The sequence below is a fragment of the Acinetobacter sp. ANC 3929 genome (assembly GCF_000369405.1).
Lineage (GTDB): Bacteria > Pseudomonadota > Gammaproteobacteria > Pseudomonadales > Moraxellaceae > Acinetobacter.
In genome coordinates, this window is sequence record NZ_KB849999.1 from 745,281 (window position 1) to 757,627 (window position 12,347).

Here is a 12,347-nt window from a genome sequence, read left to right on the forward strand (position 1 = left end):
TTTTAGATAATTGATAGGGTAAATAAATGACAACAACATGGACGAACGGCTATCAAACTGAGGTGAACTATACTTATGGCTATTATCGTGACCTCAGTCCGAATTTTCAAAAGTTTTGCTTATTGTTAAATGGTATTGATAGCCCCGACTTTCAGGAAAACCAAAGCCATTGCGAACTTGGTTTTGGTCAAGGTGTCAGCATTAATATTCATGCAACTTGCAACGAAGCAAAGTTTTACGGTACAGATTTTAACCCTGCCCATGCAGCGCATGCGAATCAACTGGCTGAACAAAGTAAGACTGAACATTATTTTTATGATGATAGCTTTGAAGAATTGCTCAATCGCCAAGACTTACCGATGTTTGACTCAATCAGTTTGCATGGGATCTGGAGTTGGATTAGCTATGAAAACCAGCACATTATTTTAAAATTTATCCGTAAATTTTTAAAACCGAATGGTATTGTCTATATCAGCTATAACTGCGTGACTGGTTGGGCTGCCAATATGCCGATCCGAGAGCTGTTCCATAGCCACTTCAAATTCAATAGCAAAAGTACCAATCCCTTACAAAAGGTCAGTGAAGCCCTCAGCTTCAGCGAAGACCTACTTAAACAGAACCCTATTTTTGCACAACGCAATCCCAATACCGTACAAAAAGTCGCTGATTTAAAACAGCAAAATCCGAATTATTTGATTCATGAATATTTAAATCAAGATTGGCAATGTTTTTCTTTCCAGCAAATTGTGAGGATTTTAGATGAAATCAAGCTATCTTATGCAGGTTCAACCGATCTAAGTACTCACTTAGATAACATCAATTTTTCAGAACAACACCAAGCATTTTTAAACGCCATTGAACACCCAGTTTTCAAAGAACAATGCCGAGATTATTTTGCCAACACGCAATTTAGACGTGACCTGTTTATTCGCGGTAAAAACAATTTAACCCCATTACAGGTACAAGAGCGACTGCGTAACACAGCTTTTGTATTGCTAACGGCTAAGGAACAACTACCAAACAACATCAATGGCTTATTAGGCACCTTTAATTTAATCGAGGAAATCTACACGCCAATTGGTGATAAATTCGCACAGGAAAACTATCGACCTTTGACCATTGCGGAATTAGAGCAAAGTTTCCCACAGTTAAATTATGCAAAAATTCTCAACGCCTTGGTAATTTTATCACACCTCGGTTTGGCCCAACCTTGTCAAACATTGGAACCAAAACAAGAAACGTTGCAACAGTGTCATCGTTTAAATCACTATTTACTCAAGCAAGCCAACTTTCATCAAAACTATAGTGTCTTAATCAGCCCATTAACGGGTATTGGCATCCCAACTGAGCATTTCTATCAATTGTTCTACCGTGCACATTTTATTGATGGCTTAGCGTCAGCGAGTGACTTTGCACATTATGTTCAGGATGTCATCAGTCAACTGAATTGGTTGGTCTTGGACAGTGACGGAAAAACCGTTAGTGATCGAGAAAAAAGTCTCGAAATTATTCAAGCCAAAGCGCAGCTTTTCTTGGATAGTAACAAACTACAAATTGCTAAACAGCTATGCTTATTTAATTAAACTCGCAAGGGGAATGACAATGCCAAAGATTGCCATTCCCTACAACTTCAGTTAGCTTAGAATCAGTCTCATTAATTTTTCCTTCTATGCAACAGCTTCCACCCTCGCAATATATATTCCCTAATCCAATTGAAGCAGATCCAGAAGGTCAAGGATTTATCTGCATCGGCGCAGACCTGTCCCCCTCGACTTTATTTGAAGCCTATACGCATGGCCTATTTCCTTGGTTTAATGAAGACGAGCCAATTTGCTGGTGGAGTCCTGAACCACGTTGCATTATCGAGCCACATGTTTACAAACCAAGTAAATCTTTAATTCGAAATATGAAAAAGCATGATTATCGAATTACCATTAACCATGCTTTTGAAGACGTGATTCGTTCTTGTTCGTTGCCTCGGAGCTATGCCAATGAAACATGGATTAGTAAAGATATCATTGCAGGCTATTGCGCCTTGTTCGAAGCAGGATATGCGTACAGTGTTGAAGTCTGGCAGCAGGATAACTTGGTTGGCGGACTCTATGGTGTCAGTATTGGTAAAGGCTGTTTCGGTGAATCGATGTTTAGCACTGAAACTGATGTTTCTAAAATGGCATTCTATACGCTGATGCTGATTGGACAGGAAAATCAACTGCCTTGGATTGACTGCCAATTGGTCAATGATCACCTTTTAAGCCTCGGCGCGAGTACACTTTCTCGCCAAGACTATCTTAAATCGTTACAAGATGTAATTATTGCCCCCTCTATCAATTGGAAAAGTTATCAAGAACGTGTATTTTCAAGTAAAACAATAGCAGTTTTTGCAAAATTAGACGGTTAACGGATTAACACCTTGGAGGGACAGATTAATGAAATCATATCAACCCAAGTCCCTTTTAAATGACTTACAGTATTACATTACGCCACCACATGACTGCAGTTATCTTGATAACAAATCAGCGCGAATGGTGTTCCTAGACCCAATTCACCGTATCGATGTGGTGACTTTGTCAGAACTTTCTCGTGTTGGTTTTCGTCGCAGTGGCGATTTTGTCTACCGTCCAGAATGTCATTTATGTCGCCAATGTTTATCCTGCCGCGTTCCCGTTCAAGAGTTTAAAATGAACAGCAGCCAAAAAAAGGCATGGAAACGCAATCAAGATTTACAAATGAGTATTTTGCCGACCTCGCAGGCCACTCAACAACACTACGACCTATATGAACGTTATATCAATGAACGTCACTCGGATGGCGACATGTATCCTGCCAGTCTGGATCAATTTGAAAAATTTTTGGTGCATAGCTGCACAGAGAGTTTCTTTATAGAGCTTTGGAAAGACCAAAAGCTAATTGGTGTTTCAACCTGTGATTTAATGGATGATGGGCTGTCAGCCGTTTATACCTTCTTCGATCCAGATGAACAACGTCGCTCTTTAGGTGTTTTTGCGATCCTCAAACAAATCGAATATGTACGCACATTAAACCTAGACTATTTATATCTAGGGTACTGGGTGCCGCATTCATCTAAAATGAATTATAAATCTCAATATACACCACTGGAATTATTACTGGATGGTCAATGGCGTCGACTCAATCGCCCACTCTCAGACAATGAAATCCATCAGCTTGGAAATTCATTAATGAGTACACTGCCTTCCGAGTGGAATAATTTAATTATTAAATAAAGCCGCAAAATCATCAGTGCATGTTTTGACCATAATCACAGCATGCTCTCTGGAGCCATCAGTATTTGGGTAATAATTTTTGCGTAAATCAATTTGATGAAAACCTGACTTTTCATACAAACCAATTGCTGCAGTATTACTCTGACGCACTTCTAAAAAAATCTGAATCGGATTATTCTTTAACTGCTGGATAGAATCATCTAATAAAGCATAACCAAGTCCTTTGCCCTGCTGACTTGGATGAATTGCCATAAGTAACAGGTTTGCCTCATCGACAACAGGTTGCAAAATACAAAACCCCACCACCTGATTGGCTTGCTCATACACAGTACATTGATACGAAGCTAAAGATTCCTGAAACTGTTGCTTGCTCCATGGATGTGTTTGTACTAAGCGTTCAATAGCTGCCACACTTTCCAGATCACGCTCCTGCATCAATCGAATCACAATCTTTCACTCTATAAAATACTGATGCAGATTATCGACAATTTCAGCCGAAAATTGAATAAAAAAATGGGCAGTTTTACTGCCCGTTAAAGTTAATTGAGATTAAAGCCCAATTCGGCCCGCCATTTATTGAGTAGTTCAGTCGTATCATCATCATTTGGATGAAACTTCGGTCTCAAGAAAGCGAGTAAAGCTGGAATCTGACGTGTCATAAAACCCTTATAACCATACATAAATTTCAGCATGTATCTGGTATCTCGCCATGTTAACTTGCCATCGACTTTCAATAGTTTTGCGGTGAAATAAGATTGGGTAATAAAGATCAAGCCCATCGCGATGACCAACGCCAATGACCGCATAAAATAGGCCTTAGCACCCTGTCCATACATAGATTCATACACATCAAAGGCCACAGCTTTATGCTCATTTTCCTCAACCGCGTGCCACATCCATAAATGGTACATGGTCTCATCCATAAACATGGCTTGAATGTCTGGATTACTCAATAATTCTTCAGCAATGGTCGAGGTAAAGTGTTCTAAAGCACAAGTACCAGTTAAACTGATCATTTCTTTGGTGAAGCCAAAAGGTTTCAAGAGTTTAGACGTTATGCCGATGGTTCGATTAATCAGACGCCCCGTTTGCTCTTCCATCTCACGAACATCATAACCGTTAGCTTGAGCTGAAGCATTAAAGGCCAAATGCTCTTTAGAATGCATGGCTTCTTGACCAATAAAGGCACTGATCTCTTTCTGCAGTCGCGGATCTGCCAATTTAGGGTCATTACGTACTGCACGCGTACTATTCACAAAAAATTGTTCACCTTCTGGAAATAGTGCTGAAAGCGCAGTCATAAAATGTGTTAAAGCAGCATCTCCATTTGCCCAATAACGTGGCACTTCAGCAAATTCAAAATCCATTCGGCGTACAGGAAAACTGGCACCAGCTCGGTTTGAAATATTGACTTTAGCATTCATACCCTTTTCTCCTATCCGTGAATATTCTTCATTAACCCTGTTTGATACTTCTTTTATACGCCCTTTACAGTGCATGGAATAAGTGCAGATAAGGTCAGAAAAGCATCATCTTAGGACATGTCATCACACTGAAAATCATGTATCAAATGAAAGAGTAAAAAAGAAAAAGGGCAATTAAAATTGCCCTTTCAAATCAATTTATTTGAAGATGAAAAATTAGAAACCGAGTTTCGCTTTCCAATCTTTGAGTAATTGTACCGTATCTAAATCATTTGGATGGAAACCTGGTTTAAAGTAAGCTAGCATTTCGCCCGCCATACCTGTGATAATCCCTTTTGAAGGACTATAGCCATACTTATAAATCATGCCAAGTTCTTTCAAGTTCAGTCTCTTATCCTGTTGAAGCAAACGTAAAGTGAAATAAGACTGTAGAATAAAGATCAAAGCCATTGCAAATACTAGTGCTGACGTACGCAAAGTATATGCTTTTAAGCCTTTACCAAAAACAGCCTCATAAACATCATAAGCAACAGCTTTGTGCTCATTTTCCTCTACTGCATGCCAGAACCACATATACGACATGGTTTCATCGGTCATTAAGTCTTGAATATGCTGATTACGTAATAATTCAGAGGCAATGGTTGCCGTAAAATGCTCTAAGGCAGTTGTTGCGGTGAGATTTACCATTTCTCTGGTCATACCAAACGGTTTAACCACTTTAGAAAAGTTATTTAAGGCAAATTGAATATAACGTCCAGTGATTCGTTCTAAAGCTCTTACATCATGACCATATTTTTGTGCAGAAGCATTAAAATTAACATGCTCTTGCGTATGCATAGCTTCTTGACCAATAAACGCACTGATCTCTTTTTGGAGTTCTTCGTTGTCTTTAATCGCTGGGTAATAACGGACTGCACGTACAGCATCTATAAATAATTTTTCACCATCTGGGAATAGTGCAGATAGACCAGTCATGAAATGGGTTAAACCTGCTGAACCATCCATCCAGTATTCTGGGACTTGATCAAAATCAAAATTCATACGACGTACTGGGAAACTTGCACCTGCACGATTTGAAATATTTACTTTAGCATTCATGCTGCCTACTCCTTTTCAGTGGAGTATTTCCACTGAGCACTTTTGTTCGTTTTCTTGAGTTTTATATTACGGTTTTATCTGAATCAATTAAGTGCAGTTTAGGACAGCGAGGTATCAGTTAAGGACACTCTTGTAAAAAGATTGTCGAACAATAGACGAAAAAAAACACCCCAAAGGGGTGTTTTTCACTCTAAGCGATTATGCAGTTACTTTAGCAACAACACCAGCACCTACAGTACGACCACCTTCACGGATCGCAAAACGTAGACCTGGGTCCATTGCGATCGGGTGAATTAATTCTACTGACATCTCTACGTTGTCACCAGGCATTACCATTTCTACGCCATCTTGTAATTTGATCGCGCCAGTTACGTCAGTTGTACGGAAGTAGAACTGTGGACGGTAACCGTTAAGGAATGGAGTATGACGACCACCTTCTTCTTTAGAAAGTACGTATACTTCTGCATCGAATTTAGTGTGCGGCTTGATTGTACCTGGTTTAGCAAGTACTTGACCACGTTGTACATCTTCACGCTTAGTACCACGAAGAAGAACACCACAGTTCTCGCCTGCACGACCTTCGTCAAGCAATTTACGGAACATTTCTACGCCAGTTACAGTTGTCTTAACCGTATCTTTGATACCTACGATTTCAACTTCTTCACCAACTTTTACGATACCAGCTTCTACACGACCAGTTACTACTGTACCACGGCCTGAGATAGAGAATACGTCTTCGATTGGCATCAAGAATGCTTTATCGATAGCACGTTCTGGCTCTGGAATGTAAGAATCAAGTGCAGCAACTAAATCGATTACAGCTTTCTCGCCATAAGGACCGTCGTTACCGTTTAATGCTTGAAGAGCTGAACCACGGATGATTGGAGTATCATCACCTGGGAAGTCATAAGTAGAAAGAAGTTCACGAACTTCCATTTCTACTAATTCAAGTAATTCTTCATCATCAACAAGGTCACACTTGTTCAAGAATACGATGATGTAAGGTACACCAACCTGACGTGAAAGAAGGATGTGTTCACGAGTTTGTGGCATTGGACCATCAGTCGCAGCACATACAAGGATCGCGCCGTCCATCTGAGCAGCACCAGTAATCATGTTTTTAACATAATCGGCGTGGCCCGGGCAGTCTACGTGAGCGTAGTGACGGATTGGAGAATCGTATTCTACGTGTGAAGTATTAATTGTAATACCACGTGCTTTTTCTTCAGGAGCTGAGTCGATTTGTGAGTAATCTTTCGCTTCACCGCCGTAAGTTTTTGCACAGATCGTTGCAATTGCAGCAGTTAAAGTTGTTTTACCATGGTCAACGTGACCAATTGTACCCACGTTTACGTGTGGTTTATTACGTTCAAACTTGGCTTTAGCCATGATGATCTTCCTTTATAAACTGCTCATGAGGGTCGCCCATGAGCACTTGGTTTTTTAACTAAATTTAGTTGGGTAATATAGTAATCGAAAGATTACTCGTCGTCACCTTTTTTACCGCCAGCTTGGAACTTAGCGATGATGCCTTCAGCCACGTTACGTGGTGTTTCAGCGTATTTAGCGAATTCCATAGAATAAGTCGCACGACCTTGAGACATAGAACGCATTTGAGTCGCGTAACCAAACATCTCAGCCAATGGAACTTCTGCTTTAATTGCTTTTGTTCCACCAGGAAGATCATCCATACCTTGAACCATACCACGACGACGGTTTAAGTCACCCATGATATCGCCCATGTAGTCTTCTGGAGTTTCTACTTCAACTTTCATGATTGGTTCAAGAAGGATAGGATCCGCTTTCATGAAACCGTCACGGAAAGCGTATGAACCTGCCATTTTGAACGACAATTCATCAGAGTCGACATCGTGGTAAGAACCATCAAATAATGTCGCTTTGATACCCACAACAGGGTAACCAGCCAATACACCATTTTTCATACGTTCTTGAATACCTTTATCAACCGCACCAAAGAATTCTTTAGGTACTGTACCGCCGACAACTTCTTCAGCGAATTGGTATTCTTTACCAGCTTCTTCAACATCCATAGGCTCTAAACGAACATATACATGACCGAATTTACCTTTACCACCTGTTTGACGAACAAACTTACCTTCTTGCTCAACAGACTTTTTGATCGTTTCACGGTAAGCAACCATTGGTTTACCAATGTTCGCTTCAACACCGAATTCACGCTTCATACGGTCAACGATGATGTCAAGGTGAAGCTCACCCATACCAGCAATAATTGTTTGACCAGATTCTTCATCTGTACGAACGCGGAACGATGGATCTTCTTTAGCCAAACGACCTAAAGCAATTGACATTTTTTCTTGGTCAGCTTTAGTTTTTGGTTCAACAGCCAATGAAATTACTGGCTCTGGGAATTCCATACGCTCAAGTGTAATGATGTTTTTCTCATCACATAATGTATCACCCGTAGTAACGTCTTTAAGACCTACACACGCTGCGATATCACCTGCACGGATTTCATCAAGATCTTGACGTTCGTTCGCATGCATTTGCACGATACGACCGATACGTTCACGTTTAGATTTAACTGGGTTATAAACTGGATCACCCTGTTTAAGAACACCAGAATAAACACGTACGAATGTTAAGTTACCTACGAACTTATCGTTCATAATTTTGAACGCAAGTGCAGAGAACGGAGCTTCGTCAGATGCTTCACGAGATGCTTTAGTTTCATCTTTATCGTCAAGAATACCTTCAATTGCTTTAACTTCTGTTGGAGAAGGTAAGAATTGAATTACAGCATCCAACATACGTTGAACACCTTTGTTCTTGAACGCTGAACCACAAAGCATAACTTGGATTTCAGACGCCAAAGTACGAGTACGTAAACCAGCGATGATTTCTTCTTTAGAAAGATCGCCTTCTTCTAGGTACTTGTCCATTAACTCTTCAGATGCTTCAGCCGCAGCTTCAACCATCTTAGTACGCCATTCGTTAGCTGTATCAACGAGGTCAGCAGGAATATCACCGTATTCGAACTTCATACCTTGAGATGCTTCATCCCAGATAATCGCTTTCATTTCGATGAGGTCAACAACACCTGCAAACGTATCTTCTGCACCAATTGGCACAACGATAGGAACAGGATTACCGCCTAGACGAGTTTTAACTTGCTCAACAGCACGGAAGAAGTTTGCACCAGTACGGTCCATCTTGTTCACGAATGCTAAACGAGGCACTTTATATTTGTTCGCTTGACGCCATACAGTTTCAGACTGAGGTTGTACGCCACCAACTGCACAGTAAACCATGCACGCACCATCAAGAACACGCATAGAACGTTCAACTTCGATTGTGAAGTCTACGTGTCCCGGTGTATCGATTACGTTGATACGGTGTTGTGGGAATTGGCTACTCATACCTGACCAGAAACAAGTTGTTGCAGCAGAGGTAATTGTAATACCACGCTCTTGCTCTTGTTCCATCCAGTCCATTGTTGCTGCACCATCGTGTACTTCACCAATTTTGTGAGATACACCTGTGTAGAACAAAATACGTTCTGTTGTAGTTGTTTTACCTGCGTCGATGTGCGCAGAAATACCGATGTTACGGTAATTACTAATCGGGGTTTGGCGAGCCATGATGTCTACATTCCTAAATGTTATTTTTAAAACAGGACGCATCAATTAAATTGATGCGCACGAATATCCAAGCAGGCAACTTAAATACCCGCAAAGCCCCCACTTTGATAGAGAGCGATGTTGAATCGAGCTGCAGTACGCATGAATATTCTCCTGATTAGGGACTGTTTTATCCGCTTAGAAACGGTAGTGAGAGAAGGCTTTGTTGGCTTCAGCCATACGATGCACGTCTTCACGTTTTTTGATCGCAGAACCTTTACCTTCAGCTGCATCAAGCAACTCACCAGCAAGACGTAAAGCCATCGTTTTTTCAGAACGCTTAGCAGCAGCATCTACTAACCAACGCATTGCTAAGGCAGTACGACGGGATGGGCGCACTTCCATAGGTACTTGATAAGTAGCACCACCAACACGGCGTGCTTTTACTTCAACCATAGGACGAACTTTTTCAAGAGTAGTCTCGAAAAATTCAACTGGGTCTACTTTATTTTTTTCTTGAACACGTTCTAAAGCACCGTAAACGATACCTTCAGCAACAGATTTTTTACCATCTTGCATTACGTGGTTCATGAATTTAGCGATTGTTTGGCTGCTAAATTTTGGATCTGGAAGGATCTCACGAGCAGCGACTACGCGACGTCTTGGCATTTTAATACACCTAATAATATGACACTTCAGGATAATCCAGCAGTTTGTACGAGTGTCATGTACTTTCGCTGGCCTTACTATACGTCGCTTGAATTACAAAACTATGAAGAATTCAAACAAGCGAAACGCTAAAGGGTTTTTTGGACTAGTTTCCTAGAATTACTTCTTAGGACGCTTAGTACCATATTTAGAACGTGACTGGTTACGATCTTTAACGCCAGCACAGTCTAAAGAACCACGAACGGTATGGTAACGTACACCTGGTAAGTCTTTAACACGACCACCACGGATAAGAACAACACTGTGCTCTTGTAGGTTATGACCTTCACCACCGATATAGCTAGAAACTTCAAAACCTGAAGTTAAGCGAACACGGCAAACCTTACGCATTGCTGAGTTAGGTTTTTTAGGTGTAGTAGTATAAACACGTGTACATACACCACGACGTTGTGGACAAGCCTTCAACGCAGGAACTTTAGATTTTTCAATCAAAGTTGTACGACCCTTACGGATCAACTGATTTGTTGTTGCCATTTGGCAATTCTCCCGTTATTAAACAACCTTAAAAAAGAAAAGAACCTCTTTTTAAGGGCACATAATTGTAAGCTAAGAAGTAAAAATGGTCAACATTTCAAGTGTCGACCATTTCTGAAGTTTGTTGTGTTCTTAATACCTAAAACATCACACACCAATTTAGCTATGTTTTGTTGAGGCGGGCTCTATATCAATTGATTTTTGCTCAGCCGTAATTTCGGCTTCAGCATCCTCAAAAGTCTCATCTTGCTGCACCTTTAATGCAGGCTGTTGCTCTGCATGAGGATGCTCAACTACATGCTGTTCAGCAAGTTGTTGAATTCCAGCTTCAACCTTGTCATCTATAGCGACTGTTGGCGTTGTACTGTCTTTGGTTTTAACGGTTACACTGGTAATCACATCATTTGTTTCTTCTGATGTGGTCTTATTATTTTCAACTGTTGTAGAACTTAATAACCGTGGACTCGCCTTTTTCAATAAGGCTTCTGCTTTAAAATATGCTTCTAGCGGCGAAATCTTTTCATTCGGATACTCATTCATATAAAAGCGTGCCGCACCAAAAATCGATTGCGATTTATGTCCAACATCTTCTAGTAATCTCCAACTATAGAAACCACCCAGTGCTGCGCCTGCAATTGGGGTCAGTTTACCAATCACCGAAGCTTGAGGAATACGATTGAGCCAGTTCCATTTAAACTGACCATTTTCATCTACCAACCACTTCTTCACCAATTCGATATCATTATTTGAACCTAACAATTGCTGGAACTGTTGCAAATCATGTGTTTCCAACATGGATTTCAATGCTTTTAACGCAACTAATAAGGTTTGTTTTTCCGCAACCAAACTCAAATCAATTTCTTTAAAGATGAAGGCAACGATTTCTTGGTCTGCATCTTCAGATAAATCAAAGCCATGTGAACGGCCCGTTTGATAAATCGTTCTCAAGGTCAAAACAATAGATGCTGGAATATCAATTGCAGCACCCCAGACACCTGTTGCACCTGTAATTGCCCCTTGCGCGGCAGCTAATAATTTATTTTGTTCAATCAATGCCTGACTTAAACGCTGTGAACGCCCTGTATCTGTCGTCAGTTCCATAATGTCTTTCACCCCTGCTTCCTCAAGGATTTTTTCCGTCAAAGAACTATTTGAACTAAACTCATTTAACCATTGAAATAAATAGTCTGAAACCTTATCGCCTAAATCTGGGGATACAAAAGAAGCCACACTATTCACTCGATTATAATGACGGCCTAATAATTGATGCGATAGTTTTGGGAATTGTTGACGCAACATTTGTTGAGGATTTTCATATTTTTCCACCTCAAATGGACTTTTAAAACGCGCTTTTCCTTCAACAATATTGGATGAATTTGCAATTTCTGCACCCGATGTGGTTGGGGCAACTTGAAATTTCTGTAATTCTGAACTGAGCTTTTTAGCCACTCCAAAGGCTTGTGCAAATAAACCTGAAGATTGCTTGTTTTTAGATTTTGTCATCAAGTACCTCTGTTGTGTAATCTGTGCATTTCTAGGTAAATACTAGGTTGAATGCAGATTTATCTCAACTTTTATCTGTGTTCTTTCTTTACGTTTCGTCACAACATCACGCATATTTACGAATATTTACACAACTGGAAATAGGCATAAGATTTGCCATAAGAAATAAAAAACCTTTCTGCTATCATGGTGTCATTCACTCATAAGCCATTTTAATCGTTATTTTTCTCCTGATTTGTATTCATAGCGAGATGCACAGGGCTTAAGTATTACCA

Annotated in this window: 11 protein-coding genes; 3 read left to right on the forward strand and 8 right to left on the reverse strand. The window is 40.3% G+C overall.

Annotated features, from left to right (window positions below; translation table 11 throughout):
• The first annotated feature begins 26 nt into the window (after positions 1-26).
• From F909_RS09495 to F909_RS09485, 3 genes are all read left to right on the forward strand, one after another.
• Complete coding sequence (locus tag F909_RS09495; RefSeq protein ID WP_005150982.1) at positions 27-1,583, forward strand: methyltransferase regulatory domain-containing protein; 1,557 nt, start codon at positions 27-29, stop codon at positions 1,581-1,583.
• Positions 1,584-1,669: 86 nt separating this feature from the next.
• Positions 1,670-2,401, forward strand: a complete 732-nt coding sequence (gene aat / locus F909_RS09490; protein ID WP_005150983.1) for a leucyl/phenylalanyl-tRNA--protein transferase — start codon at positions 1,670-1,672, stop codon at positions 2,399-2,401.
• Between the two features lie 28 nt (positions 2,402-2,429).
• A complete protein-coding gene (locus tag F909_RS09485) occupies positions 2,430-3,245 on the forward strand; it encodes an arginyltransferase (RefSeq protein ID WP_005150985.1) in 816 nt (271 codons plus the stop codon).
• Here F909_RS09485 and rimI read toward each other — a convergent pair.
• The 8 genes from rimI to F909_RS09445 form a co-directional block, all read right to left on the reverse strand.
• Positions 3,231-3,692: a ribosomal protein S18-alanine N-acetyltransferase gene (rimI, locus tag F909_RS09480; protein WP_212749612.1), complete on the reverse strand. Its 462-nt coding sequence runs from the start codon at positions 3,690-3,692 to the stop codon at positions 3,231-3,233. The two genes, F909_RS09485 and rimI, sit on opposite strands and share 15 nt — an antisense overlap.
• A gap of 92 nt (positions 3,693-3,784) precedes the next feature.
• On the reverse strand, positions 3,785-4,669 hold the full coding sequence (locus tag F909_RS09475; protein ID WP_005150989.1) for a metal-dependent hydrolase: 885 nt from the start codon (positions 4,667-4,669) through the stop codon (positions 3,785-3,787).
• Between the two features lie 216 nt (positions 4,670-4,885).
• Positions 4,886-5,767 (reverse strand): metal-dependent hydrolase, encoded by an 882-nt coding sequence (locus tag F909_RS09470; protein ID WP_005150990.1) that lies wholly within the window; start codon positions 5,765-5,767, stop codon positions 4,886-4,888.
• Positions 5,768-5,965: 198 nt separating this feature from the next.
• Positions 5,966-7,156, reverse strand: coding sequence for an elongation factor Tu (tuf, locus tag F909_RS09465; protein ID WP_004802222.1), 1,191 nt, complete (start codon positions 7,154-7,156; stop codon positions 5,966-5,968).
• A 92-nt stretch (positions 7,157-7,248) separates the two neighbouring features.
• Positions 7,249-9,387, reverse strand: coding sequence for an elongation factor G (fusA, locus tag F909_RS09460; RefSeq protein WP_005150993.1), 2,139 nt, complete (start codon positions 9,385-9,387; stop codon positions 7,249-7,251).
• Positions 9,388-9,564: 177 nt separating this feature from the next.
• Entirely contained in the window at positions 9,565-10,035 is a 471-nt protein-coding gene (gene rpsG, locus F909_RS09455; protein ID WP_003653285.1) for a 30S ribosomal protein S7, read from the reverse strand.
• A 159-nt stretch (positions 10,036-10,194) separates the two neighbouring features.
• Positions 10,195-10,569 (reverse strand): 30S ribosomal protein S12, encoded by a 375-nt coding sequence (rpsL, locus tag F909_RS09450; RefSeq protein ID WP_004648013.1) that lies wholly within the window; start codon positions 10,567-10,569, stop codon positions 10,195-10,197.
• A gap of 159 nt (positions 10,570-10,728) precedes the next feature.
• Complete coding sequence (locus F909_RS09445; protein WP_005150995.1) at positions 10,729-12,072, reverse strand: EcsC family protein; 1,344 nt, start codon at positions 12,070-12,072, stop codon at positions 10,729-10,731.
• Positions 12,073-12,347: the final 275 nt, after the last annotated feature.